Origin of the sequence: Nonomuraea sp. B10E15, assembly GCF_039871615.1 — a bacterium.
Taxonomy (GTDB): domain Bacteria; phylum Actinomycetota; class Actinomycetes; order Streptosporangiales; family Streptosporangiaceae; genus Nonomuraea.
This window is the reverse complement of the sequence record NZ_JBDPMB010000028.1, coordinates 49,005-74,717: the sequence shown is the minus strand read 5'-3', so window position 1 is coordinate 74,717 and position 25,713 is coordinate 49,005. Positions and strand designations below refer to the sequence as shown.

General features: G+C 70.7%; 26 protein-coding genes and 2 riboswitches. Of the genes, 11 read left to right on the top strand and 15 right to left on the bottom strand.

Annotated elements, in window-relative coordinates:
* Position 1 precedes the first annotated feature (1 nt).
* Together ABGB14_RS44095 and ABGB14_RS44090 are read right to left on the bottom strand one after the other, a co-directional pair.
* Positions 2–340 (bottom strand): P-II family nitrogen regulator, encoded by a 339-nt coding sequence (locus ABGB14_RS44095; protein ID WP_347649856.1) that lies wholly within the window; start codon positions 338–340, stop codon positions 2–4.
* Complete coding sequence (locus ABGB14_RS44090; protein WP_347649855.1) at positions 337–1,650, bottom strand: ammonium transporter; 1,314 nt, start codon at positions 1,648–1,650, stop codon at positions 337–339. The genes ABGB14_RS44095 and ABGB14_RS44090 overlap by 4 nt, the downstream gene beginning before the upstream one ends.
* A gap of 205 nt (positions 1,651–1,855) precedes the next feature.
* Between ABGB14_RS44090 and ABGB14_RS44085 the strand changes: the two genes are divergently transcribed.
* Positions 1,856–2,779, top strand: a complete 924-nt coding sequence (locus ABGB14_RS44085) for an iron-siderophore ABC transporter substrate-binding protein (protein WP_347649854.1) — start codon at positions 1,856–1,858, stop codon at positions 2,777–2,779.
* Here ABGB14_RS44085 and ABGB14_RS44080 read toward each other — a convergent pair.
* The 6 genes from ABGB14_RS44080 to ABGB14_RS44055 form a co-directional block, all read right to left on the bottom strand.
* Positions 2,763–3,527, bottom strand: coding sequence for an MOSC domain-containing protein (locus tag ABGB14_RS44080; protein ID WP_347649853.1), 765 nt, complete (start codon positions 3,525–3,527; stop codon positions 2,763–2,765). The genes ABGB14_RS44085 and ABGB14_RS44080 overlap by 17 nt on opposite strands.
* A gap of 189 nt (positions 3,528–3,716) precedes the next feature.
* Complete coding sequence (locus ABGB14_RS44075) at positions 3,717–4,658, bottom strand: sigma-70 family RNA polymerase sigma factor (protein WP_132509943.1); 942 nt, start codon at positions 4,656–4,658, stop codon at positions 3,717–3,719.
* Positions 4,659–4,726: 68 nt separating this feature from the next.
* Positions 4,727–5,914, bottom strand: a complete 1,188-nt coding sequence (hutI, locus tag ABGB14_RS44070; RefSeq protein ID WP_347649852.1) for an imidazolonepropionase — start codon at positions 5,912–5,914, stop codon at positions 4,727–4,729.
* 85 nt (positions 5,915–5,999) lie between these two features.
* Positions 6,000–7,370, bottom strand: coding sequence for a formimidoylglutamate deiminase (locus ABGB14_RS44065; protein WP_347649851.1), 1,371 nt, complete (start codon positions 7,368–7,370; stop codon positions 6,000–6,002).
* A 22-nt stretch (positions 7,371–7,392) separates the two neighbouring features.
* Positions 7,393–8,565 (bottom strand): allantoate amidohydrolase, encoded by a 1,173-nt coding sequence (locus tag ABGB14_RS44060; RefSeq protein ID WP_347649850.1) that lies wholly within the window; start codon positions 8,563–8,565, stop codon positions 7,393–7,395.
* A 26-nt stretch (positions 8,566–8,591) separates the two neighbouring features.
* Complete coding sequence (locus tag ABGB14_RS44055) at positions 8,592–9,266, bottom strand: SDR family oxidoreductase (RefSeq protein WP_347649849.1); 675 nt, start codon at positions 9,264–9,266, stop codon at positions 8,592–8,594.
* A 287-nt stretch (positions 9,267–9,553) separates the two neighbouring features.
* Between ABGB14_RS44055 and ABGB14_RS44050 the strand changes: the two genes are divergently transcribed.
* Both ABGB14_RS44050 and ABGB14_RS44045 read left to right on the top strand, forming a co-directional pair.
* Entirely contained in the window at positions 9,554–10,507 is a 954-nt protein-coding gene (locus tag ABGB14_RS44050; protein WP_347649848.1) for an ATP-binding cassette domain-containing protein, read from the top strand.
* Positions 10,504–11,253: an ABC transporter permease gene (locus ABGB14_RS44045; RefSeq protein WP_347649847.1), complete on the top strand. Its 750-nt coding sequence runs from the start codon at positions 10,504–10,506 to the stop codon at positions 11,251–11,253. Before ABGB14_RS44050 ends, ABGB14_RS44045 begins: the two co-directional genes overlap by 4 nt.
* Here the strand turns inward: ABGB14_RS44045 and ABGB14_RS44040 are convergent.
* The 7 genes from ABGB14_RS44040 to ABGB14_RS44010 all read right to left on the bottom strand — a co-directional run bounded on the left by ABGB14_RS44040 (position 11,233) and on the right by ABGB14_RS44010 (position 17,860).
* The gene (locus ABGB14_RS44040) at positions 11,233–12,066 is read right to left on the bottom strand and encodes a MurR/RpiR family transcriptional regulator (RefSeq protein WP_347649846.1); all 834 of its coding nucleotides are present in this window, start codon (positions 12,064–12,066) and stop codon (positions 11,233–11,235) included. The two genes, ABGB14_RS44045 and ABGB14_RS44040, sit on opposite strands and share 21 nt — an antisense overlap.
* Positions 12,067–12,123: 57 nt before the next feature.
* Positions 12,124–13,773, bottom strand: a complete 1,650-nt coding sequence (gene hutU / locus ABGB14_RS44035; RefSeq protein ID WP_347649845.1) for a urocanate hydratase — start codon at positions 13,771–13,773, stop codon at positions 12,124–12,126.
* A 53-nt stretch (positions 13,774–13,826) separates the two neighbouring features.
* Positions 13,827–15,554 (bottom strand): ABC transporter ATP-binding protein, encoded by a 1,728-nt coding sequence (locus tag ABGB14_RS44030; RefSeq protein WP_347649844.1) that lies wholly within the window; start codon positions 15,552–15,554, stop codon positions 13,827–13,829.
* 229 nt (positions 15,555–15,783) lie between these two features.
* Positions 15,784–15,963 carry a hypothetical protein gene (locus ABGB14_RS44025; protein ID WP_347649843.1) on the bottom strand — a complete coding sequence of 60 codons (180 nt, stop codon included), beginning with the start codon at positions 15,961–15,963 and terminating at the stop codon, positions 15,784–15,786.
* A gap of 25 nt (positions 15,964–15,988) precedes the next feature.
* Positions 15,989–16,291 carry a hypothetical protein gene (locus tag ABGB14_RS44020; RefSeq protein ID WP_347649842.1) on the bottom strand — a complete coding sequence of 101 codons (303 nt, stop codon included), beginning with the start codon at positions 16,289–16,291 and terminating at the stop codon, positions 15,989–15,991.
* A gap of 51 nt (positions 16,292–16,342) precedes the next feature.
* Positions 16,343–17,098 (bottom strand): hypothetical protein, encoded by a 756-nt coding sequence (locus ABGB14_RS44015; RefSeq protein ID WP_347649841.1) that lies wholly within the window; start codon positions 17,096–17,098, stop codon positions 16,343–16,345.
* A 57-nt stretch (positions 17,099–17,155) separates the two neighbouring features.
* Positions 17,156–17,860 (bottom strand): FCD domain-containing protein, encoded by a 705-nt coding sequence (locus ABGB14_RS44010; protein WP_347649840.1) that lies wholly within the window; start codon positions 17,858–17,860, stop codon positions 17,156–17,158.
* Between the two features lie 124 nt (positions 17,861–17,984).
* Between ABGB14_RS44010 and ABGB14_RS44005 the strand changes: the two genes are divergently transcribed.
* The 8 genes from ABGB14_RS44005 to ABGB14_RS43970 all read left to right on the top strand — a co-directional run bounded on the left by ABGB14_RS44005 (position 17,985) and on the right by ABGB14_RS43970 (position 25,616).
* Positions 17,985–19,355, top strand: coding sequence for a glutamine synthetase family protein (locus ABGB14_RS44005; RefSeq protein WP_347649839.1), 1,371 nt, complete (start codon positions 17,985–17,987; stop codon positions 19,353–19,355).
* 10 nt (positions 19,356–19,365) lie between these two features.
* Positions 19,366–20,712: an aldehyde dehydrogenase family protein gene (locus ABGB14_RS44000; protein ID WP_347649838.1), complete on the top strand. Its 1,347-nt coding sequence runs from the start codon at positions 19,366–19,368 to the stop codon at positions 20,710–20,712.
* Between the two features lie 8 nt (positions 20,713–20,720).
* Entirely contained in the window at positions 20,721–21,485 is a 765-nt protein-coding gene (locus ABGB14_RS43995; RefSeq protein ID WP_347649837.1) for a 3-oxoacyl-ACP reductase, read from the top strand.
* Positions 21,486–21,495: 10 nt separating this feature from the next.
* On the top strand, positions 21,496–22,188 hold the full coding sequence (locus ABGB14_RS43990; RefSeq protein WP_347649836.1) for a gamma-glutamyl-gamma-aminobutyrate hydrolase family protein: 693 nt from the start codon (positions 21,496–21,498) through the stop codon (positions 22,186–22,188).
* Between the two features lie 53 nt (positions 22,189–22,241).
* A riboswitch (glycine riboswitch) is annotated at positions 22,242–22,339 on the top strand.
* Between the two features lie 19 nt (positions 22,340–22,358).
* Positions 22,359–22,458, top strand: a riboswitch (glycine riboswitch).
* A gap of 34 nt (positions 22,459–22,492) precedes the next feature.
* Entirely contained in the window at positions 22,493–23,578 is a 1,086-nt protein-coding gene (gene gcvT / locus ABGB14_RS43985) for a glycine cleavage system aminomethyltransferase GcvT (RefSeq protein ID WP_347649835.1), read from the top strand.
* On the top strand, positions 23,575–23,964 hold the full coding sequence (gcvH, locus tag ABGB14_RS43980; RefSeq protein WP_347649834.1) for a glycine cleavage system protein GcvH: 390 nt from the start codon (positions 23,575–23,577) through the stop codon (positions 23,962–23,964). The genes gcvT and gcvH overlap by 4 nt, the downstream gene beginning before the upstream one ends.
* 72 nt (positions 23,965–24,036) lie before the next feature.
* Positions 24,037–25,413, top strand: coding sequence for an L-serine ammonia-lyase (locus ABGB14_RS43975; RefSeq protein WP_347649833.1), 1,377 nt, complete (start codon positions 24,037–24,039; stop codon positions 25,411–25,413).
* Complete coding sequence (locus tag ABGB14_RS43970; RefSeq protein WP_347649832.1) at positions 25,407–25,616, top strand: Txe/YoeB family addiction module toxin; 210 nt, start codon at positions 25,407–25,409, stop codon at positions 25,614–25,616. Before ABGB14_RS43975 ends, ABGB14_RS43970 begins: the two co-directional genes overlap by 7 nt.
* Positions 25,617–25,713 lie beyond the last annotated feature (97 nt).

Here is a 25,713-nt window from a genome sequence, read left to right as displayed (position 1 = left end):
CTCACAGGGCCTCCGGGCCCCTCTCCCCTGTGCGCACGCGGATGACGGTGTCCACGGGCACGGACCAGACCTTGCCGTCACCGATCTTGCCGGTGTGCGCGGCCTTGACGATGACGTCGATCACGTCCTCGGTGTCGTCCTCTTCGGCGAGGACCTCGACCCTGACCTTCGGCACCAGGTCGACCTGGTATTCGGCGCCGCGGTAGACCTCCGTGTGGCCGCGCTGGCGGCCGTAGCCGCTCGCCTCGCTGACCGTCATGCCCTTGATGCCGAACTGCTCGAGGGCGGCCTTGACGTCATCCAGCTTGAAGGGCTTGATGATCGCTGTGATGAGCCTCATGCGTCCACCTTCTTCGTCGCGGGAGCGGTGACAGGGCCGTTGGGCGAGCTCACGCCGGAGGCGTGCACGGTGCCGAGGTCGTAACCCGTCTCGGCGTGGGTGGTGATGTCGACGCCGGTGACCTCGTCCTCGGAGGAGATGCGGAAGCCGATGGTCTTGTGGATGATCGTGCCGATGACCCACGTGATGACGAAGGAGTAGGCGCCGACCGCGACGGGGCCGAGCACCTGCAGGCCGAGCTGCCCGAAGCCACCGCCGTAGAACAGCCCCTCGCTCTGCTGGTCCGTGGCGGGGTAGGCGGCCAGGAAGCCGAGGGCGACGGCGCCGACCACGCCACCGACCAGGTGCACGCCGACCACGTCGAGGGAGTCGTCATAGCCGAGCCGGTACTTCAGGCCGACGGCGTAGGCGCAGCTCGCGCCGGCCAGCAGGCCGATGACCATCGCCGCCCACGGGTCGACGAAACCACAGGCCGGGGTGATGGCGACGAGACCGGCGACCGCGCCGGAGGCGGCGCCCAGGCTGGTGGCGTGCCCGTCGCGCAGCTTCTCCACGAGGAGCCAGGCGCCCACGGCGACCGCGGTGGCCACCTGCGTGTTGATGAAGGCCAGCCCGGTGATGCCGTCCACGGCCAGCTCGGAGCCGGCGTTGAAGCCGAACCAGCCGAACCAGAGCAGGGCGGCGCCGAGCAGCACCAGCGTCAGGTTGTGCGGCCGCATCGGCTCCTTGCGCCAGCCCTGGCGCTTGCCGAGCACGAGAGCGAGCGCGAGCGCCGCGGCTCCGGCGTTGATGTGCACGACGGTGCCGCCGGCGAAGTCCTCGATGCCCATGGTGTTGAGCCAGCCGGTGCCCCACACCCAGTGCGCGACCGGGAAGTAGACGACCGTGGCCCAGATGGCGGTGAAGAGCATCCACGCCCCGAACTTCGCCCGGTCCGCGATCGCGCCGCTGATCAGCGCGACGGTGATGATGGCGAAGGTCATCTGGAACATGGAGAAGACGAGGCTCGGCATGCCGGTGCCGTCGTCCTTGGTGGCGGTGTCGACCAGGCTCTGCAGCCCCAGGGCGTCGAAGCCGCCGACGAAGGTGTTGAGGGCCGAGCTGGGGTTGTCGGTGAAGGCCAGCGAGTGCCCGAAGAGCATCCAGGTGACGGTGACGGTGACGATGGCGCCGAACGACATCATCATCATGTTCAGGACACTCTTGGCCCTGGTCATGCCCCCGTAGAAGAACGCGAGGCCCGGAGTCATCAACAGCACCAGTGCGGCGGCTGTGAGCATCCAGGCAGTCGTGCCGCTATCGATCTTCACGACGCGACCCTCCTTACATGTGACGTGTGGCCACAGCGTGTTCGGCCGGGGTTTCGTGGCTCGACCAGGTATGTTTCACGTTCGTGAATCTCGCCGTACGGGTGTTTCGCCGACGTTTCGGCCTTCTCACAGGCACCATTTCCGCACCGCACTATCGGCGCGTGGGATACTTAGGCTTGCCTAACCTAACGATCAAGGAATGCCCATGCGTCTCCGCCTGGCCCTCGCCGCCGCGCTCTCCTTCACCCTCGTCGCCTGCGGCAGTTCCACCTCCTCGCAGGAGGCCGGTCCCACCCGGACCGTCAAACACGCCATGGGAGAGACCAAGGTGCCCATGGCCCCCAAGCGGGTGGTGGTGCTCGACACCGACAAGCTCGACAGCATGATCTCGCTCGGCCTCACGCCCGTCGGCGCCGCGCAGGCCTCCCAGAACCAGACCTGGCCCGAATACCTCGGCCCCGCGCTCAAGTCCACCAAGGCGGTGGGCACCCTCCAGGAGCTGAACCTCGAAGCCATCATGGCGCTGCGACCAGACCTCATCCTCGGCTCCAAGTTCCGGCAGGCCCCCTTCTACGACAAGCTCAGCAAGATCGCGCCCACCGTCTTCACCGAGCGCGTCGGCATCACCTGGAAGGAGAACTTCCTGCTCGACGCCGAGGCGCTGGGCAAGAAGGAACAGGCCACGCGGCTGCTGTCGGACTACGAGGCACGGGCCGAACAGGTGGGGGCGAAGTTCTCGAAGCTGGAGGTGAGCATCGTGCGGTTCATGCCCACCGAGATCCGGATGTACGGGCCCGAGTCGTTCAGCGGCATCGTGCTGGGCGACGCGGCCGTCCCGCGGCCCGAAGCGCAGCAGCTGGCCGGCCAGGACGACAGGCGCTTCGGCAAGCTGAGCCAGGAGAACATCGCCAAGGCCGACGGTGACGCCATCTTCTACAGCGCGTACGGCGAGGCCGCCGCCAAGTCACAGGCCACGGTCACCGCCGGTCCCCTGTGGAAGAACCTGAAGGCCGTCACGTCGGGCCACGCCCACCCCGTGGACGACGAGATCTGGATGACCGGCATCGGCGTCACGGCCGCCGGCAAGATCCTCGACGACCTCGACGAACACCTCACCCCGCTGGCGTGACCCGATCGCCCTTCCTGACCGGACCGGGCCGCAGCACCCGCGCGTAAACCCCCGCGCACGGCTGCGGCCCCATGTCGAGCACCGGCACCCGGTTGTGCCTGGCCACGGTGCGCAGGGCCTCCGTGTCGCGATCCAGCGGCCCGTGCGCCAGAGTCGGCACGGCGCAGCGAGGCGTGGCCACGATCACCTTGAGCACCAGTTCGTCGCCCACGTGCAGCTCCCGGCCCGCCCAGGCGTTCTCCGGGAACCCCTCCTCGTCCGTCGCGATCACCAGGTTGGGCCGGTAACGGACCGCCTCGACACGCCCGCGCGGGCTCAGCGCGCCGATCCGCTCGACAGCGGACGTGGAGATCAAATGAATCGGGGCGAAATCGAAGAACGTGCCGTCCGGAGACGCCCCACCGAGCGTGCCCACCGTGTGCGGCACCTCCGCCTCGATCCCCTCCGCCAGCACCTGCTCCGGCACCGACCGTTCGAACTCGGCGCCCGCCGGCGGCACGTCGATCACCCGCACCTCGCGACCGAGCATCCGCGACAGCTCCACGTCACCGGGGACCCGCGCACCCTCGATCGTCAGCAGGCCACGCCAGAGCCGCGGGTTCTTCGCGCTGGCGATCTTGCCGGTGGCGACGTCGAGCACCGCCCGCACCCGGTCCCCCGCAAGGCCGCGCTCGGTCACCTCGCTCTGCCCGACCTCCTCGCCCAGCATCGACTTCACCGGATACCGCCGCAGCATCTCCACACGCATCCCCCGACCCTACGTGTGCGTGCTTCGCAGCGTGCCGGTGGTCCCCCAGAGAAGCCCCGATCTGCTTGCTTCTGCCGGTGGGGCCGCTCAGGTCGCGTTCGGGCTGCTCCCTTGAGAAGCTTTCTTGGGAACCCCCTCGGGCCGGGCGCCGCACTGCGTGCCTACGGCCCGCTCATCCCGCCGTGAACCTCAGGCGGCGGCCGTGGCCATCTTGCGCAGGCGGGCCAGCGCGTCCCGCTCGATGCGGCGGGCGCGGTCGCGGCCGATGCCGTAACGCTCACCGACCTCCGTGAGCGTGTGCTCGCGCCCGTCGAGCAGGCCGTAGCGCCAGCGCAACATCTCGCTGGTGACGCCCTCGAGCCCGGTCAGCCACTCGTTCAGCCGCTCCCGCTCCAGGATGTCGATGGCCTGCTGCTCGGGATCCGCCCACGTCTCGTCGGCGATCATGTCGCCCAGTTCGGTCTCGTCCTCGTCGCCCACCCCGAGCTGGAGCGAGACCGGATCCGACGCCCACCGCCGCAGCTCCCGCACCCGCTCGATCGGCAGGTCGAGGATCTCGGCGAGGTCGTCGTCGGTCGGCTCGGCGTCGAACTCCGCCAGGATGTCGCGCCGCACGCGCATCAACCGGGTCATCTGCTCGCCCGCGTGCGTGGGCAGCCGCACCGGCCGCGCCTGCTCGTGGATGGCCCGCCCCACCGACTGCCTGATCCACCACGTCGCGTAGGTGGAGAACTTGTAGCCCCGCCGGTAGTCGAACTTCTCCACGGCGCGGACCAGGCCGAGGTTTCCTTCCTGCACCAGATCGATGAGCGGCATCCCCCGGCCGGAGTATTTCCTGGCCACCGCCACCACCAGGCGCAGGTTGGCCTGGATGAACTCGTCTTTCGCCCGCTGGCCGGAAATGGCCAGGCGCTCCAGCTCCTCGTCCGCCGCGTCCCCGATGCGCGGCTCCGAGCCCCCGCTGTCGAGCAACTGCTCGGCGAACAGCCCCGCCTCTATCCGCTTGGCGAGCTCCACCTCTTCCTCCGCCGTGAGCAGCGGGACCCGGCCGATCTCGGCCAGATAGGTCCCCAGCAGGTCGCGGTCGGCGACATGCTGCTCTTGCGTGCGACTCCCCGTAGGCCTTGCCATCCCCAGGCACCTCGTTCCCGCAGCTGCGTTCCCTACCGGGCCAACGTCCGGCCACAGGCAAAGATTCCCTAAAGCACTACGTCGGAGGGAGGGTTCTGGATGTCCTCCTCAAGGAGGAGGCCGCCGTGAAACACCTGGTGGACAAGGGGAACGCCAGGTCGGTAAGCGAGGTGCGCATAAGAGGGGGCGTCGAGGATGACGAGGTCCGCGCGGGCTCCGCGCCGCAACCAGCCTACGTCCGCACGCCGGAGCGCGCGTGCCCCGCCGTACGTGGCCGCCCTGATCGCCTCCAGCGGCGTCATCCGCATCTCGCGTACGGCCAGCGCCACGCAGAACGCCATCGACGACGTGAACGACGACCCCGGGTTGCAGTCGGTCGCCAGCGCCACCGTCGCTCCCGCGTCGAGCAGCCGCCGCGCGTCCGGGTACGGCGACCGCGTGGAGAACTCGGCCCCCGGCAGCAGCGTCGCCACGGTGCCGGAGGAGGCCAGCGCGTCCACGTCGGCCGGCGTGAGGTGGGTGCAGTGGTCGGCGGAGGCGGCGCCGATCTCGCAGGCGATCCGCACGCCCGGCCCCTCCGTCAGCTGGTTGGCGTGCACCCGCGCCCCGAGCCCCGCCTTCACGCCCGCCGTCAGGATCTCCCGCGTCTGGTCGCCGTCGAACGCCCCGCGCTCGCAGAACACGTCCACCCACTTCGCGTAGGGGGCGCACGCTTCGAGCATCTCCCCGGCGACGAGCCGGACGTACGCGTCGGAGTCCATGCCGGAGGGAACGACGTGCGCGCCGAGGAAGGTGGTCTCGTCGGTCAGCGCGGTGGCGATCTCCAGGCAGCGGCGCTCGTCCCCGACGGACAGGCCGTAGCCGCTCTTGATCTCCACGGTGGTCGTGCCCTGGGCGAGCATCTCGTTCACCAGGCCGAGGGCGCGGGTGGCCAGCTCGGCGTCGCCGGCCGCGCGGGTGGCGGCGACCGTGGTCCTGATGCCGCCTCCGGTGTAGGGCTCGCCGGACATGCGGGCCTGGAACTCGGCGGTCCTGTCGCCGGCGAAGACCAGGTGGGCGTGACTGTCGACGAAGCCGGGGATGACGGCCCTGCCTCCGGCGTCCACGCGCTCGTCGGCGTCGGGCGCCCGGCTCGCGGGCCCGGTCCAGGCGACCTGGCCGTCGTCGATGACGAGGGCCGCGTCAGGGATCTCCTCGCGTTCCGGGTCGCCGGTGTACAGGAGCCCGATCCCGTCGATCAGCGTCGTGCCCGTCATGGTTCCTCCTGAGTGGTCGGTCTTGGCAGGGGCGCCGATCTACGCGGTCACCGCGGGGTGGCGCGCCGGGATCCGGTCCGGGCGGTCATCGCAGGGCGCCGATCGCCTCGGCGAGCATGGCGCCGACGTCGCCGAGCCGGTGGCGCCCGTCGGTGACCACGCGCCGGCCGCCGGAGACGACCGTGTGCACGTCGGCCGCCGTGGCCGCGTACACCACGGCCTCCAGCCCGCGCGCGCCCGCCGTGCGCACGGAGTCGAGGCGTACGGACACCAGGTCGGCCCACGCGCCCGGCACGAGCAGCCCCGCGCCGGGGAAGCCGAGCGAGGTGTGCCCCGTGACGGTGGCGGCGGCGAGGAGCTCGTCGGCGCGCCAGTGGCCGCGCTGGTGGCTGGCCAGCCGCTCGTCCAGCTCGACCGCCCTGGCCTCCTCGAACAGGTCGATCACGGCGTGGCTGTCGGAGCCGAGCGTGATGGACGCCCCGCGGTCGGCCGCCGCCCTGGCCGGGCCGACGCCGTCGGCGAGGTCGCGTTCGGTGGTGGGGCACATGCAGATGTAGGAGCCCGACTGGCCGAGCAGCTCGATGTCCACGTCGGCCAGGTGGGTGGCGTGCACGGCGGTCGAGCGGGGCCCCAGCACGCCCCGCTCGTGCAGCACCTGGACGGGCGTGGCCGCGTACGTCTCGACGCACGCGGTGTTCTCCGCCCGCTGTTCCGAGACGTGCACGTGCAGGGGCGCGGCGTTGCGGTGGGAGAACTCGGCCACGACCGGCATCTGCTCGGGCGGCACCGCGCGCACCGAGTGGACGGCCGCGCCGATCTCCACGTCGGGCTGCCCTTCGTACGCCGCCGCCAGCTCCTCCGCCCTGGCGTCCCAGCCTTCGGCGTCGCCGTCGGTGAAGCGCAGCTGCGTGCCGTCCAGGGGCACGCCGATGCCTCCGGACAGATAGCAGGTGTCGAGCAGCGCGATGCGCAGGCCGGCGTCGCGGGCGGCCTGGATGAGGGCGTGCCCCATCGCGTTGGGGTCGTCGTAGGGGTGACCGTCCGCGGCGTGGTGCAGGTAGTGGAACTCGCCCACGCACGTCACCCCGGCCAGCGCCATCTCGGCGTAGACGGCCCTGGCCAGGCGGAGATAGGAGTCGGGGTCGAGCTTGGCGGCCACGGTGTACATCCGCTCGCGCCAGGTCCAGAAGTCGCCCTTGCCCTCCTGGGCGCTGCCGCGCAGCGCGCGGTGGAAGGCGTGGGAGTGGGCGTTGGCCAGGCCGGGGATGGTGAGCCCCGCCAGCCGCTCGGCGGAGCCAGGCGGGCCCTGGCCGATGTGCGCGATCCTGGCGCCCTCGATCTCGATGAGCACGCCGTCGGTGACGCCGTCGGGCAGCCACGCCTGCTCGCACCAGTACACGCGGGGGGTCTCGCCCTCCGCGACCCCCTCGAAAGGCACGGCGCTCCGCTCGCCCATCAGGATCTCGACTTCGTCTCGGTCAGCGACACAGATCCTCCAGCACGTTCGCGAGTGCCACGACTCCCGCTTCGCAGTCTGCCCGTTCGGCGTGCTCATCGGGCGAGTGGGACACGCCGGTGGGGTTCCTGACGAACACCATGGCGCTCGGGACACCCGCCGTCGCCAGGATTCCCGCGTCGTGCCCGGCTCCTGTCGCCAGGATCGGCGCGGGCGTGTCGCCTCCGGCCACCCTGGCCAGCCGGTCCCGCAGTGCCACGTCGAAGTCGACGACCGGCGTCCACGACTCCTCCCGCACGTCCGCCGGGGCCTCGGCCGTCAGGTCCGCGACAAGGGCGCGTACGGCCGCCTCGCCGGCGCCGCGCGCGTCGAGCCAGGCCGAGACCAGGCCGGGGATCGCGTTGGCGTTGCCGGGCGAGACGCGGACCTTGCCCACCGTGGCCACCACGCCGTGCCGCTCCGCCAGCTCCCGCGCGGCCTGCACCATGCGGGCGAACGGCACCATAGGGTCGTCGCGGTCGGCCAGCCGGGTGGTGCCCGCGTGGTCGGCCCGGCCCCGGAAGTCGAACCGCCACCGCCCGTGCGGCCAGATCGCGTCGGCCACCCCCACCGGGCGGCCCTCCGTCACGAGGCCGCGCCCCTGCTCGACGTGGAGCTCGACGAACGTGCCGATCATGGCCAGGGTCTCGCCGTCACGCCCGATCGCGCGGGGGGTGCGCCCCGCCCGGGTCATGACGTCGGCCAGCGTGTCGCCGTCGTCGTCCTTGAGCCCGAGCGCCCGATCGGGCTCAAGGAGGCCGGTGAGCAGCCGCGACCCCATGCAGGGGACGCCGAACCTGGCGCCCTCCTCGTCGGTGAAGCAGGCGACCCCGACGGGCACGGCGGGGGTGACGCCGCGCGTTCTCAGCAGGTCGAGCGCGGCGAAGGCCGACACGACGCCCAGCGGCCCGTCGTACGCGCCGCCCTGGCGCACCGAGTCGAGGTGGCTGCCCGTGACCACGCCGGGCCGCCGCGGCGAGGGGTCGCCCCACCATGCCCACAGGTTGCCGTTGCGGTCCTCGCGCAGGTCGAGCCCCCTGCGCGTGGCCTCTCCCGCGAACCATTCGCGTAGCTCCAGGTCAGCGGGCGACCAGGCGTCTCTGACGTAGCCGCCGGTCGCCGGATCTCGTCCTACGTGCGCGAGTGGTTCAAGCATGACCCCACTCTAGTGAATGGACCCATTCAGCCCCGGGGCCGGATGGTCAGCTCGGTGAGGTGGGCGTCGGGGCCCGCGGTGACGGCGGCCAGCACCGCCCGCGCCACGCTCTCCGGGGTGAGGTAACGCTCCGGCTCGAAGTCCCCGCCCTCGAACTCGCGCACGCCGCGCTGCATGTCGGTGGCCGTACGGCCGGGGTAGACCGTGGTGACCCGCAGCTCGGGCTCCTCCAGGCGCAGCGCGTCGGCGAGGGCCTTCAACGCGAACTTGCTGGCGGAGTAGGAGCCCCAGCCGGGGTTCACCCGCTGGCCCGCGCCCGAGTTGACGCAGACGACGTGGCCGCCGGCCCGCCTGAGCGCGGGCAGGAGCAGCCTGGTCAGCTCGGCGACGGCGACGACGTTGACGTCCATGGTCCTGCGCCACACGTCGGCGGGCTGGTCGGCGATCCGGCCCAGCTCGCTGATCCCGGCGCAGTGCACGAGCACGTCGAGCCGCTCGACGTGCTCGACGTCGGCCTGCGTGACCCGTGTCAGCTCCACCGGCCACGGCCGCGCGCCGGGCAGCTCGGCCGCCGTCGCGGCGAGCGCGGCCTCGTCGCGGCCGCCGAGCAGGACGTCGTGCGTCGGGGCCAGGGCCCTGGCGACGGCCGCGCCGACGCCCCGGGAAGCGCCGGTGACCAGCGCCGTCGGTCGTTCACTCATGAGCCCAGCTTATGGACCTTGACAGGGCACGCTGGAGCCGTCGACCCGCCGCGGTTCATGGATTGGCCGAAAAAGAGGGAGATTCCAGGCGCCTTGTGTGGCAGGATGCCTCAGCTCGCGATGAGCGCGAAGACCTTCGAACACGTTTCAGGCGCCGGAGGACGTCACGGCGCCCCCGGCACCCGGGCGGGAAACCCCGCCTGACCAGAGCCATGCCGAAAGCCCGGGCCGGCCGGCGATCGGGCAGCTCGAAGTGGGCGAGTCGCCCAGAAGGAGCGAGAATCCTCATGATCATTCAGGCAGACGGCCTGCGCAAGACGTTCACCACCAGGAGCAGGAAAGGCACACAGACCGTCGAGGCCGTACGCGGTGTCGGCTTGGAGGTGAAGAAGGGCGAGATCTTCGGCGTGCTCGGCCCCAACGGCGCCGGAAAGACCACCACGATCCGCATGCTCTCCACGCTGATCGCCCCGGACGCGGGCACGGCCGTCATCGCCGGCCACGATCTGCTCAAGGAGCCCGCCGCCGTCCGCCGCAACCTCGGCTACGTGAGCCAGGCCGGCGGGGTGGAGGACACCACGAGCGCCAGGGCCCAGATCGTGATGGCCGCCAGGATCCACAACGTGGCCGATCCGAAGCGGGCCACGGCCGAGGTGCTGGAGCGCTTCGACCTGACCGAGATGGCCGACCGCCCGGGCCGTACGCTCTCCGGCGGCCAGAAGCGGCGCGTGGCCATCGCCATCGGACTGGTGCACAGCCCGCCGCTGCTCTTCCTCGACGAGCCCACCACCGGCCTCGACCCGCAGAACCGCGCCAACCTGTGGGAGCGCATCAGGCAGTTGCGCGAGGCGGGCACGAGCGTGCTGCTCAGCACCCACTACCTCGACGAGGCCGACGCCCTGTGCGACCGGCTGATGATCGTCGACCACGGCGAGGTCGTGGCGGAGGGCACCCCCGGCGACCTCAAACGGCAGGTGTCCGGCGACGTGATCACGCTCAGGGCGGACGACCTCGGCAAGGCCGCCGACACGCTCAGGCCCCTGGCCCGCGAGACCCGCGTCGACGAGGACGTGCTGCGCGTCTACGTCGACGACGGCGAGCACACGCTGCCCGCGCTGCTGCGGGCGCTGGAGGAGCAGGGGATCGGGCTGAGCTCGATCGCGCTCGACAGGTCCACCCTCGACGACGTCTTCCTGGCCAAGACCGGCCGCACCCTTCGTGACGCTGGAGCCGGCTCATGATCCGCCACACCGTCCTGTTCACCGGCTACGAGCTGAAGAAGTCGTTCAGCAATCCCGTCTGGCCGCTGTTCGGCATCATGCAGCCGGTGCTCTATCTGCTGATGTTCGCGCCGCTGCTCAGGACCATGACCCCGGGCGGCACCACCGTCGACGCGCTGCGCATGTTCACGCCGGCGTCGATGATGATGATCGCGGTCTTCGGTTCGTTGTTCTCCGGGTTCGGCCTGATCGCCGAGTTGCGCAACGGCTCGCTCGAGCGATACGCCGTCAGCCCCGCGTGGCGGCCGGCCATCGTGCTCGGGCGGGTGGCGAAGGACATGGTCGTGCTGGTGTGCCAGGCGATCCTGGTGCTGGTCGTGGCGACCGCGATGGGCGTGCGCATCGGGGTCGTCGAGCTGGTGCTGGTGCTGCTGCTCATGGCGGCCACCGGGTTGTTCGCCTCGGGACTGTCGCAGGGGCTGGCGCTGACCGTGCGCGACGAGAACGGCATGTCGCAGACGCTCAACCTGTTCATGCTGCCGATCATGCTGCTGGCCGGGTTGTTCGTGCCGATCTCGTTCGCGCCCGACTGGATGAAGGCGCTGGCCCCGATCAACCCGCTCTACCACGCGGTCGAGGCCGGGCGGGCGTTGTTCGCCGGGCGGCTGTCCGACTCGTCGATCCCGGTGGCGTTCGGGCTGTTCATCGTGCTGGCGGTGCTCACCACGATCTGGTCGATGCGCTCGCTACGCAGGATCGCCGGTTAGGAACGTGCCGGTCTCGTCCGTCATCCGCTCGTACTCCTCCAGCCGCGCCTGGGTGCGCAGCGGCGCCGCGTCGGCCATGGCCTCCACCAGGGCCATGGCCAGGGCGAGCGGCGCCGCGTGGGAGTCGAACACCAGCCGGTCGCCGACCGGCGCGTCCAGCACCACCTCGGCGGGGAAGTCGGGCCGGTCGCAGATCGCGGCCACCCGGTAGCCGAGCTTGTCCGCGTATTCCAGGGCGTTCATCACCTCGACCGGGTAACGCGGCAGCACCACGGCCACCAGCCACTCCGCCCCGGCGCGGCGGGCGGCGTGCAGGCCGTCGATCAGCTCCGAACCGCCGTGCGCGAGCAGGCGCACGTCGGGATGGACGCGCCGGCCGTAGTAGGCGAACGTGGTGGCCAGCCCCGCCGAGACGCGCAGGCCCAGCACCGGGAGCGGCTCGGCGGCGGCCAGGCACTCGCCCAGCTCCTTGAGCGGGAGTGACGGCAGCCGGTCGCGCACCGAGGCCAGGTTTGTGATCTCGCGGTCGATGGCCCCTTTGATGAGGCTCTCCTGCGGCCCCTCCGGCGGCCCGCCCAGCACCAGCGGGCGCAGCGCCTGCCGCAGCTCCGGATAGCCGGCGAAGCCGAGCACCATCGCGAACCTGGTCACGGACGGCTGGCTCACCCCCACCCGCTCGGCCAGCTCCACGCTCGACAGGAAGATGGCCTCCTCCAGGTGTTCCGACAAATAGAGTGTGATCCTCCGCTGCACCGGTGAGAGCCTGCGACCGTCGAGCAACCGGTCCAGCCCGCTGTGATATGCGCCCGTCACGCCTCCTCCAACGCCGCGACCCCGGCGTCCTCATCCCACATCGGCATCAGGAGTCACTCAGGATTCGCGCATCGGGATGCGGACGCCGCGTTCCTCCGCCACCGTGGCCGCCTCGTCGTAGCCCGCGTCGACGTGGCGCATGACGCCGGTGCCCGGGTCGTTCGTGAGCACCCGGTCGAGCTTCTCTCCGGCGAGCGGGGTGCCGTCGGCGACCGTTACCTGGCCGGCGTGGATCGAACGCCCGATGCCGACCCCGCCGCCGTGGTGGATGGACACCCAGGCGGCCCCCGAGGCGGTGTTGAGCATGGCGTTGAGCAGCGGCCAGTCCGCGATCGCGTCGGACCCGTCGGCCATGGACTCCGTCTCGCGGTAGGGGGAGGCCACCGACCCGCTGTCGAGGTGGTCGCGCCCGATCACGACGGGCGCCTTGAGCTCGCCGGACGCCACCATGTCGTTGAACCGCTCGCCCGCCAGGTTGCGCTCGCCGTAGCCCAGCCAGCAGATGCGCGCGGGCAGGCCCTGGAAGTGCACCTGCTCGCCGGCCTTCCTGATCCACCTGGCGAGCGCCTCGTTCTCCGGGAAGAGCTCCAGGATCGCCCGGTCGGTGGCGGCGATGTCCGCCGGGTCGCCGCTCAGCGCCGCCCACCGGAACGGGCCCTTGCCCGCGCAGAACAGCGGCCTGATGTACGCCGGCACGAACCCGGGGAAGTCGAACGCCCGCTCGTAGCCGGCCAGCCGGGCCTCGCCGCGGATGGAGTTGCCGTAGTCGAACACCTCCGCGCCGGCGTCCTTGAAGCCCACCATGGCGCTCACGTGCCGGGCCAGAGAGGCCCGCGCCCGCTCGGTGAACCCGGCCGGGTCCTTGTCGCGCTCGGCCGCCATGTCCTCGAAGGCCACCCCCTCCGGGAGGTACATCAGCGGGTCGTGGGCCGAGGTCTGGTCGGTGACGATGTCGATCTCCGCGCCGCGGGCCAGCAGGTCGGGCACCGCCTCCGCGGCGTTGGCCACCACCCCGATCGACAGCGGCCTGCGGGCGTCGCGCGCCTCGTAGGCCAGCCGCAGCGCCTCGTCCAGCGACTCCGCGGCCACGTCGAGGTAGCGGTGCTCGATGCGGCGGGTGACCGAGCGCGGGTCGCAGTCGACGCAGATGACCACGCCGCCGTTCATGGTGACGGCCAGCGGCTGGGCGCCGCCCATCCCGCCGAGCCCGGCCGTCAGCGTGATCGTCCCGGCCAGCGACCCGCCGAAGCGCCTGTCGGCGACCGCCGCGAACGTCTCGTACGTGCCCTGCAGGATGCCCTGCGTGCCGATGTAGATCCACGAGCCGGCGGTCATCTGCCCGTACATGGTGAGGCCGGCCGCCTCCAGCCGCCGGAACTCCTCCCAGTTCGCCCAGTCGGGCACCAGGTTGGAGTTGGCGATGAGCACCCGGGGCGCCCATTCGTGGGTGCGGAACACGCCCACGGGGCGCCCCGACTGCACCAGGAGGGTCTCGTCGCCCTCGAGCGTCGTCAGCGTCCTGACCAGCGCGTCGAACGACGGCCAGTCACGTGCGGCGCGGCCCGAGCCGCCGTAGACGACCAGCTGCTCGGGGTGCTCGGCCACCTCCGGGTCCAGGTTGTTCTGGAGCATGCGGAGCGCCGCCTCCTGCGGCCACCCCTTGGCGGTGATCGTCGTGCCTCGCGGCGCGCGCACGCTGCGGCTCATGGTGACCCTCCTGAATGAGAGCATTCATCAATGTCACCCGCAGACTACATCGGCTAGCTCACCAGGAACTGGGTGGCCGCCAGCTCGCGATAGAGGTCGTCCAGGCCGACCAGCTCGTCGTGCGTGCCGACCGCGCGCACCCCTCCGCTCTCCATGACCACGATCCGGTCGGCGTTGGTCACGGTGGACAGGCGGTGCGCGATGACGAGCACCGTGGTCTCCGCGGCCACCTCGGCGATGACCTCGCGCAGCCGCAGCTCGTTGACCGCGTCGAGCTGCGAGGTGGCCTCGTCGAGCAGCAGGAGCCTGGGCTTGCGCAGCAGCGCCCTGGCGATGGCGACGCGCTGCCGCTCGCCGCCGGACAGCAGCACCCCGCGGTGCCCGACCGCCGTCTCCAGCCCTTCGGGCAGCCTGGCCACCAGGTCGTCGAGCCGGGTGCGGGCGATCGCGCGGCGCAGCTCCTCCTCCGTGGCGTCCCTGGCGGCGAAGAGCAGGTTCTCCCGCAACGTGCCGGCCAGCACGGGGGCGTCCTGCTCGACGTAGCCCAGTGCGGCCCGCAGCTCGCCGAGCGGCCAGTCGCGGATGTCGCGGCCGCCGATCCTGATCGTGCCGCCCTGGTGGTCGTAGAAGCGTTCGAGCAGGGCGAACACCGTCGACTTCCCCGCCCCCGACGGCCCCACCAGCGCGGTCAGGCCGCCGGGCGGCACCTCGAAGGTGACCCCGTCGTGCACGATCGGCCGGTCGTCGCCGTACCGGAACACCACGCCCTCGAACGTCACCCCGACCGGCTCGACGCTGCCCTGGGCGACGCGGACCGGCTCGGTCGGCTCCGCGGGCAGCTCTTCGATCTCCTTGATCCGCTTGAGCGCGGCCAGTCCCTGCTGGAGCTGCACACCGCCCTGGACCAGCTGCCCGATCGGCGGCACGAGGTAGAACAGGTAGAGCAGGAACGCGATCAGCGACGACACCTCGAGCGTGCCGGAGGCCACCCTCGACCCGCCGACGCCCAGCACGCACAGGAACGCGATCTGCACCGCCATCCACGTCGCCACACCCGCGAGCGAGGTCCACCCGGCGACCTGCAGGCCCCTGTCACGGGCGCGGACCGCCGCCTCGCCCACCTCGGCGATCTCCCGTTCCTCCGCGCCGCTCGCCTTCACCGTCCTGTACGCCTGCAGCGCCCGGTCCAGCACGGCTCCCATCTCGCCCACGGCCTCCTGGGCGTGCGTCTGGGCCCGCTGGATCCTCGGCATGATCAGCGCGACCAGCCCGCCGATCACCACCACCACGAGCAGCGTGATCAGCAGCAGCACGCCGTCCATGGCCGCCATCATGACGATGGCCCCGACCAGCATGAACGCCGCGCTCACCGACTCGACGATGCCGTTGGTCAGCACGGCGCGCAGCAGCGTCGTGTCGCTGGTCACCCGCGACATCAGGTCTCCGGGCTTGAGCCGGTCGACGTCGGCGACCTTGAGGCGCAACATCCGGTCCACGAGCCCGCGCCTGGCGCCGAGCACGATGCCCTCGCCCGTGCGTTCCATCAGGTAACTGCCACCGGCCGACACGACCGCGCCCACCAGCACCGCGACGGTGAGCCCTAACAGCGGTCCGGCCATCGACGTGTTCTGGCCGAACGCGTCGACGACGTACTTGGCCAGCAACGGCATCGCCAGACCCGCCACCGAGCCGATCAGGCCCAGCAGGCCGCCCAGGAACAGGACCTTTCTGTGCGGGCGAACGTAGGCGAGCAACTCCTTGACCACCGCAACCCCCTTCACGACATTTCTCGACTTTGCTCCAACGAACGGGAGCCCTCGATCGACACCGATCGCCAGAGTCAACCTAAATTGACGACCCTAGTATGTCAACTTTGGTTGACTCCTCCTTCGTGAGGAGGAGACGGCATCCGGAAGCGGCGCATTCCGACGACCTCCGAGGCGCCGACCGCACCCGGCCGGACGTTCGCGGAACTGGTCGGCGCGGACTCGCTGACGGGCTTGCAGGAGATCAGTCGATGTCCGGCAGATCGGGATCGTCATGGCCGGCGTCACCGTCGTCGACCCGCCGCAGCTTGAGGTCCTCCACCCAGCCCTGCACGAACTGCCGGATCTCCACGATCCGCGCTTCGTCCACGCCGTACGCCTCGAACGCCTCAACGGTCATGCCCTCGACGCGCTCCAGCCGCATGAGCAGCTCATGAGGCGAGAAGCCGTCATGGTGCACGGCCGCGAGCCGTTCGAGGCGGCTGCTGGAACGCCTCGCGCAGCAGGTCGATCGCACACCTTTCCCCGGTCGTCATGTCCTCGACCATCAGGCGCGCCGTCCGCGGCGTGACGTCGGTGATCGATGCCCGCAGGCCCGCGTCCAGGAACGCGCCGGCGACGCCGCCCGCCACCTCGCGAAGGGATGTCTCCATGGCGGTGGCGAAGTCGAGGCCGGCGCCCGGCCGGTCGGTGAAGCCATGAGCTCTCATGGCGTAACCGCCCGCGAGCACCAGACCGTATGTCTCACACACGGGTGACACGGCCTGGAGCAAACGCCGCTGGAAGGAAGGAAGCTCCATGTTTCAGGCGTTCCACCGCCCGCGCCGCGTGGACGGCAGATCGTGCCGCCCTGAGAGGAACTCCTGGAAGGCGATCTTCGCCTTGATCACCGGCCGCCGCCAGCGTTCCTCCCGGTGGATCGCCTTGGCCATCTTGCGCGGTGACTGCCTGGTGAAGAACCAGTGGGCCCAGGGCGAGCCCGGCCGCGCCAGGCGGAACGCGCCCACCACCAGCATGGGCGGGATGAACAGCCCCGCCATCCCGGTCCAGATCTTGCCCTTGAGCAGGGTGACGACGGCCAGCGCCAGGTTGGCGATGATGAGCACGGCGGGGTTGACCGGGGTGCCGTAGTCCCAGGTGAGCGGGCGCAACCCCATGAGGAGCAGGCCGGTGACGGCGACCGCGATGAAGACGGCGTCCACCGAGGTGCGCCCCTCCTCTTCCCAGTAGACGTCGTGCAGGTGCAGGATCAGCGCGAACTCGTCCAGCACCAGCGCCGATCCGATGCCGAACACGCACGCCGCGGCCGCCGTGCCCGCGTGCGAGGCGGGCGGGACGATGAGGCCGGCGACCCCGCCGGCCATCATCAGCACGACGCCGAACACGACGTGGTGGATGTGCATCTCGCCCACGCTGACGTTGCGGAACCAGCCGATCTTCGCCCTGATCAGGCGGACGTTGATGCGCGTGGCGATGAAGGCGACGATGAGCGCGACGAAGTAGCAGAACAGCGGCAGCCGTCCTGTGGCGATGATGGTGTGCTGAAACCAGGTCCCCATGATGCTGGAAACGATGCTACGAGCCGATGAGCCCTTTATGCGCGCAACCGGCGGCCCTCAGGCCAGGAACGCGCGCAGGAGGGCCGCCGTGCCCTCCAGGTGTTCGGCCACCGCCTGCCGGGCCGCGTCGGGGTCGCCCGCCAGGATGGCGTCGACGATGGCCTGGTGCTGCACGGCGGCGTGGTCGAGGTTGACCTGGAGCATGGGGATGGCGTTGAGCAGGTCGCTGACCCGCGAGCGGGCGTCCGCGCAGGTCGTGGCGAGCAGGGGCGAGCCCGTCAGCTCGGCGATCGACAGGTGGAAGGCGGTGTCGAGCCGGCGGTAGTCGTCGAGGCCGGCCTCGTTCACGTCGGCGAGCCGGCGTACGAGCACCGCCCGCTGCTCCTCCGCCGGCCGGGACATCGCCAGCACCTGGGCCGCCCCGCACTCGACCGCCAGGCGGAACGTGAGGGCGTCCGACAGGTCGGCCATGCCCATCTCCTTGACGGCCTCGCGCAGGTGGCCGGCGTCCGGCTCGGGCGGCGCGTACGTGACGAACGCGCCGCCGTAACGGCCCCTGCGCACCTCGAGGTATCCCGCGTCGGACAGCGCCCGGATGGCCTCGCGCAGCGTCACCCTGCTGATGCCGAGCCTGACGGCCAGCTCGCGCTCGGGGGGAAGCTTGTCGCCCGGCGCGACCAGGCCGAGCTTGATGGCCTGGAGCAGGCGTTCCACGGTCTCCTCGAAGGCGTTGCCGGCCCGGACCGGGCGCAGCACCGTCATCAAACGCGCCGACTCGTCCAACGTGTCCTCAGGTCTTGACAAGGGATCCCGCCATACACATCAATGGTCTAAGACTAGCCCAATCAACGGGGACGCGTGTCAGCGCAGATCGGAGCGGCGTAGCGTGAGCGATGGAGCGAGCACCGGATACCTTTCCGTCAGCGAGCTGCGCGACGAGGTGGCGTCCGGGCGGATCGACACCGTGCTCCTCGCGATCGCCGACATGCAGGGCAGGTTGCAGGGCAAGAGGCTGTCCGCACGCTATTTCCTCGACGAGGTGCTGCACCACGGCTCCGAGGGGTGCAACTACCTGCTCGCGGTCGACGTGGACATGAACACCGTGGCCGGCTACGCGATGTCGTCCTGGGAGCGCGGCTACGGCGACTTCGTGATGAAACCCGACCTGACGACGTTGCGCCGGGTGCCGTGGCAGGAGGGCACCGTCCTGCTGATGGCCGACCTGACCTGGGAGGACGGCGGCGACGTGCCGCCCTCCCCCCGCCAGGTCCTGCGCAGGCAGCTCGCCCGGCTCTCCGAGCGGGGGCTGGCCGCGTACGTCGGCACCGAGCTGGAGTTCTGCGTCTACGACGACACCTACGAGCAGGCGTGGCAGCGCGGCTACCGCGACATGTCGCCCGCCAACCTCTACAACGTCGACTACTCGCTGCTGGGCACCGCCCGCATCGAGCCCCTCCTCCGGCGGATCAGGCGCGACATGGAGGGCGCCGGGCTCTACGTCGAGTCCGCGAAGGGCGAGTGCAACCTGGGCCAGCACGAGATCGCCTTCCGCTACGCCGAGGCGCTGAAGACCTGCGACAACCACGCCATCTACAAGAACGGCGCCAAGGAGATCGCCGCCCAGGAGGGCAGGTCGATCACCTTCATGGCCAAGCCGAACGAGCGCGAGGGCAACTCCTGTCACATCCACATCTCGCTCAGGAGCCTCGACGGCGACCCCGTCATGGCCGGGCCGGGGCCGTACGGGCTCTCGCAGCTCGGCGCCCGCTTCATCGCCGGGCAGCAGGCCTGCCTGCGCGAGCTCACCCTCCTGTACGCCCCCAACATCAACTCCTACAAGCGTTACGTGCCGGGCAGCTTCGCCCCCACGGCGATCAAGTGGGGCGTCGACAACCGCACCTGCGCGCTCAGGCTCGTCGGGCACGGGCCGTCGCTGCGGATCGAGAACCGCGTGCCGGGCGGTGACGTCAACCCGTACCTCGCGGTGGCGGGAATGGTGGCGGCCGGGCTGCACGGCATCGACAACGAGCTGCCGCTGGAGGACGCGTTCGAGGGCAACGCCTACGACTCGGGCGCGGAGACCGTTCCGCACACGCTGCGGGACGCGCTCCCCCTGTTCGAGGGGTCGAAGCTGGCCCGCGAGGCGTTCGGCGAGGAGGTCGTCGAGCATTACGCGAACAACGCGCGCGTGGAGCTGGCGGCGTTCGACGCGGCGGTGACGGACTGGGAGATGTTCCGTGGTTTCGAGCGAATGTGACGGGTGACCGATGAAGATCGTCAATCCGGCGACGGAGGCCGTCGTCGCCGACGTCGAACTGGCCGACGCGGCCGAGGTCGACCGGGCGGTGGAGCGCGCCGGGAAGGCGTACGCCGCCTGGCGGCAGGTGGCGCCCGGCGATCGGGCACGGCTGCTGAGGAGGTTCGCCGACCTGGTGGGCGAGCACGGCGAGGAGCTGGCGCGGCTGGAGATGGCCAACGCCGGGCACCCGATCGGCAACTCCCGCTGGGAGGCCGGCGCCGTACGCGACGTGCTGCACTTCTACGCCGGGGCGCCCGAGCGCGACCACGGCAGGCAGATCCCGGTGCCCGGCGGCGTGGACGTCACCTTCCAGGAGCCGCTGGGCGTGGTGGGCGTCATCGTGCCGTGGAACTTCCCGATGCTGATCATGTCGTGGGGGGTGGCCCCGGCGCTGGCGGCCGGCAACACGGTGATCGTCAAGCCGGCCGAGTGGACTCCCCTGACCGCGCTGAGGCTGGCGGAGCTGGCCCTGGCCGCGGGCCTGCCCGAGGGGGTGCTCCAGGTGCTGCCCGGGGCGGGGGAGGTCGCGGGCGCCCGGCTGGTGGAGCACCCCGGCGTGGCCAAGATCGTGTTCACCGGCTCGACCGAGGTGGGCAAGGAGATCGCGGCCAAGGCGGCGGCCCAGGTCAAGCGGGTCACGCTGGAGCTAGGCGGCAAGTCCGCAAATATCATCTTCGCGGATGCCGAACTCGACAGAGCGGCACAAGCCGCCCCCTACGCGGTCTTCGACAACGCGGGACAGGACTGCTGCGCCAGGTCCCGGCTGCTCGTCCAGTCAAGCGTGTACGACGCCTTCATGGAGCGCCTCTCCGAGGCCGTGCGCGGCGTCGTCGTCGGCGACCCCCGCGACGAGAGCACCGAGATGGGCCCGCTGATCAGCGCCGAGCACCTCGACCGCGTGCGCGGCTTCGTCCAGGACGGCGCCCCCTACCTCCAGGGGTCGTGCCCCGAGGGCAAGGGCTACTGGTTCCCGCCGACCGTGCTCACCCCGGACGTCACCGACCGTGCGTTCACCGAGGAGATCTTCGGGCCGGTCGTGTCGGTGGCGCCCTTCGAGGACGAGGCGGACGCCGTACGCATCGCCAACGACACCCCGTACGGGCTGAGCGGCTCCATCTGGACCCGCGACGTCGGGCGCGCGCTCCGCGTGTCCAGAGCGGTCGAGGCGGGCGCCCTGTCGGTGAACTCCAACGCGTCGGTCCGCTACTGGACCCCGTTCGGCGGCTTCAAGCAGTCAGGGCTGGGCCGGGAACTCGGCCCCGACGCCCTGGCGGCGTTCACGGAGACCAAGAACGTCTTCATCTCCTGGGAGTGAGGCAGCACGTGAAGAGATTGCAGGATCGGGTGGCTGTGATCACCGGCGCGGGCGGCGGCATCGGGCTGGCCACCGCGCGCAGGTTCGCCGACGAGGGCGCCAAGGTGGTCTGCGCCGACCTCGACGAGGAGGCGGGCGTCAAGGCCGCGAACGAGGTCGGCGGCCTCTTCGTACGCGTCGACGTGGCCGACGAGGACGACGTCGCCCGGATGTTCCGTACGGCGTTCGACACCTACGGCAGCGTGGACATCGCCTTCAACAACGCCGGCATCTCGCCGCCCGACGACGACTCGATCCTGGAGACCGGCATCGACGCGTGGCGCCGCGTCCAGGACGTGAACCTGACCAGCGTCTACCTGTGCTGCAAGCACGCCATCCCGTACATGCGGCGGCAGGGCAGGGGCTCGATCATCAACACCGCGTCGTTCGTGGCCGTCATGGGCTCGGCGACCTCGCAGATCTCCTACACGGCGTCCAAGGGCGGGGTGCTGGCGATGTCGCGCGAGCTGGGCGTGCAGTTCGCGCGCGAGGGCATCCGGGTGAACGCGCTGTGCCCGGGCCCGGTGAACACGCCGCTGCTGCAGGAGTTGTTCGCGAAGGACCCCGAGCGGGCGCAGCGGCGCCTGGTGCACGTCCCGGTCGGGCGCTTCGCCGAGGCGTCGGAGATCGCGGCGGCGGTCGCGTTCCTGGCCAGCGACGACGCGTCGTTCATCACGGGCAGCGAGTTCCTGGTGGACGGCGGCATCTCCGGCGCCTACGTCACGCCGCTCTAGGGGGGTCATCGTGCGACGTCCCGTCATCGGGGTCACGTGTTACGTGGAGCCGGCGACGTTCACGGTCTGGCAGGACATGCCGGTCGCGCTCCTGCCGTACATGTACGTCGAGCAGGTCGTCCGGGCCGGCGGCCAGCCGGTCGTGCTCCCGCCCGCGGGGGACGCCGCGCAGGTGGTGAGCCGCCTGGACGGGCTCGTCCTGGCCGGTGGCGGCGACATCGATCCGGCGAGGTACGGCGAGACGCCGGCGGAGCGTACCGGCTACATCCGCGAATTCCGCGACCAGGCCGAGTTCGCCGTGCTGGCCGCCGCCCTCGACGCCGGGCTGCCCTTCCTCGGCATCTGCCGGGGCCTCCAGGTGCTCAACGTCGCTCTCGGCGGCAGCCTCCACCAGCACCTGCCCGACGTGGTCGGCCACACGGGTCACTCCCCCGCGCCCGGACGGTTCGGTCACCTGCCCATCACCCCCGTCCCCGGCACCCGCCTGGCCAAGGCGCTGGGCACGGCGCCCGTGACGGTGCCGCACTATCACCACCAGGCCGTCGACCGGCTCGCCCCCGGCCTCACCGTGACCGCGACCGCCGCCGACGGCACCGTCGAAGGGGTGGAGCTGGACTCGGGGCCGTTCACCGTGGCGGCGCAGTGGCACCCGGAGGCGGCCGAGGACCACGCCCTCTTCGAGGCCCTGGTGGCCGCCTGCTGACCGGCGAACGCGACAAGACCCCCAAATCACTACTAGGCTGGCGGGACACACCAGCAAACCGTGCGGGAGAGCACCCTGACAGCCGGTCAGGGTCCCTGAAGGAGCAAGCCCTCCCCGCGAACCTCTCAAGGCAAAGGACCGCACGGCTGACCGGGAGCATGTCTCCTCGGAAGGTGACCTCTGGAAAGCAGGCCCGCAGGGTCTCGCCGAAGGTGAAAGTCCGGCAAAACTCGGGCGAAGCTCTCAGGCATCGATGACAGAGGGGGAGGATGCTGGCATCCAATCCTGTCCTGAGGTGCGATAAATGTCCCGACCTACTCCGCTACGAGACGTGCACGAAAGCCTCGGCGCGACGCTGACCGACTTCGCGGGCTGGCTCATGCCACTCCGGTACGGGAGCGAGTCCGCGGAGCACAGGGCCGTCCGCGAGGCCGCCGGGCTGTTCGACCTCTCGCACATGGGCGAGATCTTCGTGACCGGGCCGCAGGCCGCCGCCGCCCTGGACTACGCGCTGGTCGGCAACATGTCGGCCGTGACGCCCGGACGAGCCAGGTACACCATGATCGTCAACGAGCGGGGCGGGGTGCTGGACGACCTCATCGTCTACCGGCTCGGGGACGAGGAGTTCATGGTCGTCGCGAACGCCTCGAACTACGAGAAGGTCGCCGACGAGCTGGAGAACCGCTCCAAGGCGTACGACGCCGTGGTCGACGACCGTTCGCAGCAGTACGCCCTGATCGCCGTCCAGGGACCCCGCTCCCAGGAGATCCTCGCCACGCTCACCGACGCCGACCTGGCCGGGCTCAAGTACTACGCGGGCCTGCCCGGGCTCGTCGACGGGCGGCAGGCGCTCATCGCGCGCACCGGCTACACCGGCGAGGACGGGTTCGAGCTGTTCGTGGCCGGCCAGGACGCGGTGCCGCTCTGGAACGCGCTCGTGACCGCGGGCGAGCCGTACGGGCTCAAGCCCGCCGGACTGTCCAGCCGCGACACGCTCAGGCTCGAGGCCGGCATGCCCCTGTACGGCAACGAGCTGAGCGCCGAGCTGACCCCGTTCGACGCGGGGCTGGGCAGGGTGGTGAAATTCGACAAGCCGGGCGACTTCGTCGGCAGGTCGGCGCTCGAGGCGGTCAAGGACGACCCGCCGCGGCGCCGTCTCGTCGGTCTGGTCGCCCGGGGCCGCCGGGTGCCGCGCCACGGCTACCCGGTCACCAAGGACGGCGCCGTCGTCGGCGAGGTCACCAGCGGTGCGCCCTCCCAGACCCTGGGCAAGCCCATCGCGCTGGCCTACGTGGACACCGGCGCCGACTCAGGCCTGGCTGTGGACATCCGGGGCAGCCATGAACCCATGGACCTGGCCGAGCTGCCCTTTTACAGGAGGAACAAGTGAGCAACATCCCTGACGACCTGAGCTACACCAAGGAACACGAGTGGGTTTCCGGGGTCGAGGACGGCCTCACCGTGACCGTCGGCATCACGGCCTACGCCGCCGACGCCCTTGGTGACGTCGTCTTCGTGCAGCTCCCCGAGGTCGGTTCGGTCACCGAGCCGGGCGACTCCGTCGGCGAGGTCGAGTCGACCAAGTCGGTCAGCGAGATCTACACGCCCGTCGGCGGCGAGATCGTCGAGGTCAACCAGGCCATCGTGGACGATCCGAGCCTGGCCAACAGCGACCCGTACGGCGAGGGCTGGATGTTCCGGGTGCGCATGGAGGGCGACCCGGAGGACCTGCTCTCCGCCGAGGAGTACGCCGCGCTCACCTCGGGCGAGTCCTGACCCTGCCAGGCCTCATCGGCTGACGCCGGGGCCCGCGTCCGGGCCCCGGCACTCATGAAGGGCGCATCATCAATGGCGATCAGCGTCTTCGACCTGTTCAAGATCGGCATCGGGCCGTCGAGCTCCCACACGGGAGGCCCGATGGCCGCGGCCCACAAGTTCGCCCGCGGCCTGCATGAGGACGGCCTGCTGCCGCGCGTGGCCCGGGTGGAGGCCATCCTGTACGGCTCGCTCGGCCTGACCGGGAAGGGCCACGGCAGCGACAAGGCGGTCCTGCTGGGCCTGTCCGGCGAGAAGCCGGAACTGGTCGACGTCGACACCGTCGAAGGGCGTCTGGCCGAGATGCGCGAGTCGGGCAGCGTCCGGCTGTACGGCACGCGCGAGATCCCCTTCGTCGTCGGCCGGGACCTCGTCTTCGAGCGCAAGATCTCGCTGCCCGAGCACCCCAACGGCATGCGCTTCACCGCCTACGACGCGGCGGGCGAGCAGCTCAGGGAGAAGATCTACTTCTCGGTCGGCGGCGGCTTCGTCGTGGACGAGAAGGCCACCGGCGCCGACCGCATCAAGCCGGACGACACCGTCCTGCCCTACCCCTTCACCACCGGGGAAGAGCTGCTCAAACACTGCACGAACACCGGCCTGTCGATGTCCGCGCTCATGCTGGAGAACGAGAAGGCGTTCGGGCGCACCGAGGAGGAGGTCCGCGCGGGCCTGCTGCGCCTCTGGCAGGTCATGTCGGAGTGCGTGCGCCGGGGCATCTCGAAGGAGGGCGTCCTGCCCGGCGGGCTCAAGGTCAAGCGCCGCGCCAACCAGTTGCACCGCCGCCTGCAGTCCGAGCCGGCCGAGAAGGACCCGCTGCAGGCCATGGACTGGGTGACGTTGTTCGCGCTGGCGGTCAACGAGGAGAACGCGGCCGGCGGCCGCATCGTCACCGCCCCCACCAACGGGGCCGCCGGCATCATCCCGGCGGTCCTGACGTACTACACCCGTTTCGTCCCCCACGCGGACGAGGACGGCGTGATCCGCTTCCTGCTCACGGCCGGCGCGATCGGCGTGCTGTTCAAGGAGAACGCCTCGATCTCGGGCGCCGAGGTGGGCTGCCAGGGCGAGGTCGGCTCCGCCTGCTCCATGGCCTCCGCGGGCCTCACGGAGGTGCTCGGAGGCACCCCGGAGCAGGTCGAGAACGCCGCCGAGATCGGCATCGAGCACAACCTGGGGCTGACCTGCGACCCGATCGGCGGGCTGGTGCAGATCCCGTGCATCGAGCGGAACGCGGTCGCCTCCAACAAGGCCATCACGGCGGCCAGGATCGCCCTGCGCGGCGACGGCCGCCACTTCGTGGCCCTGGACAAGGCGATCAAGACGATGCGCGACACCGGCCGCGACATGCTGGACAAGTACAAGGAGACCTCACGCGGCGGCCTGGCCGTCAACGTGATCGAGTGCTGACCACCATCGAGTGGTACCGTAATCGACTCGAGCTCATCGAGGACATTCTGCGCGACCCGTACGAGGGCATCGGCAAACCTGAGCCGCTCAAGCACGCGCTGGCAGGCGCATGGTCGCGACGTATCACGGATGAGCATCGCCTGGTGTATCTCGCCGACAGCGACGAGATCGTCATCTTGCAGGCCCGCTACCACTACGACTAGAGGGCACGTGGATGCCGATTGCCGCGTTGGTCGAGAAATGCCTGGCCAATTCGGATAAATAGCATAGTGGCAGGAAGAGCCCGATGGGCGCTCGGTT

What these genes read in the sequence shown, in the direction of transcription:
- ABGB14_RS44095 (WP_347649856.1), bottom strand. Translation starts at nt 340, where the DNA reads ATGAGGCTCATCACAGCGATCATCAAGCCCTTCAAGCTGGATGACGTC.
- ABGB14_RS44085 (WP_347649854.1), top strand. Translation starts at nt 1,856, where the DNA reads ATGCGTCTCCGCCTGGCCCTCGCCGCCGCGCTCTCCTTCACCCTCGTC.
- ABGB14_RS44080 (WP_347649853.1), bottom strand. Translation starts at nt 3,527, where the DNA reads ATGCGTGTGGAGATGCTGCGGCGGTATCCGGTGAAGTCGATGCTGGGC.
- ABGB14_RS44075 (WP_132509943.1), bottom strand. Translation starts at nt 4,658, where the DNA reads ATGGCAAGGCCTACGGGGAGTCGCACGCAAGAGCAGCATGTCGCCGAC.
- hutI (WP_347649852.1), bottom strand. Translation starts at nt 5,914, where the DNA reads ATGACGGGCACGACGCTGATCGACGGGATCGGGCTCCTGTACACCGGC.
- ABGB14_RS44065 (WP_347649851.1), bottom strand. Translation starts at nt 7,370, where the DNA reads ATGGGCGAGCGGAGCGCCGTGCCTTTCGAGGGGGTCGCGGAGGGCGAG.
- ABGB14_RS44060 (WP_347649850.1), bottom strand. Translation starts at nt 8,565, where the DNA reads ATGCTTGAACCACTCGCGCACGTAGGACGAGATCCGGCGACCGGCGGC.
- ABGB14_RS44055 (WP_347649849.1), bottom strand. Translation starts at nt 9,266, where the DNA reads ATGAGTGAACGACCGACGGCGCTGGTCACCGGCGCTTCCCGGGGCGTC.
- ABGB14_RS44050 (WP_347649848.1), top strand. Translation starts at nt 9,554, where the DNA reads ATGATCATTCAGGCAGACGGCCTGCGCAAGACGTTCACCACCAGGAGC.
- ABGB14_RS44045 (WP_347649847.1), top strand. Translation starts at nt 10,504, where the DNA reads ATGATCCGCCACACCGTCCTGTTCACCGGCTACGAGCTGAAGAAGTCG.
- hutU (WP_347649845.1), bottom strand. Translation starts at nt 13,773, where the DNA reads ATGAGCCGCAGCGTGCGCGCGCCGCGAGGCACGACGATCACCGCCAAG.
- ABGB14_RS44025 (WP_347649843.1), bottom strand. Translation starts at nt 15,963, where the DNA reads ATGCGGCTGGAGCGCGTCGAGGGCATGACCGTTGAGGCGTTCGAGGCG.
- ABGB14_RS44015 (WP_347649841.1), bottom strand. Translation starts at nt 17,098, where the DNA reads ATGGGGACCTGGTTTCAGCACACCATCATCGCCACAGGACGGCTGCCG.
- ABGB14_RS44010 (WP_347649840.1), bottom strand. Translation starts at nt 17,860, where the DNA reads ATGACGGTGCTGCGCCCGGTCCGGGCCGGCAACGCCTTCGAGGAGACC.
- ABGB14_RS44000 (WP_347649838.1), top strand. Translation starts at nt 19,366, where the DNA reads ATGAAGATCGTCAATCCGGCGACGGAGGCCGTCGTCGCCGACGTCGAA.
- gcvT (WP_347649835.1), top strand. Translation starts at nt 22,493, where the DNA reads ATGTCCCGACCTACTCCGCTACGAGACGTGCACGAAAGCCTCGGCGCG.
- ABGB14_RS43975 (WP_347649833.1), top strand. Translation starts at nt 24,037, where the DNA reads ATGGCGATCAGCGTCTTCGACCTGTTCAAGATCGGCATCGGGCCGTCG.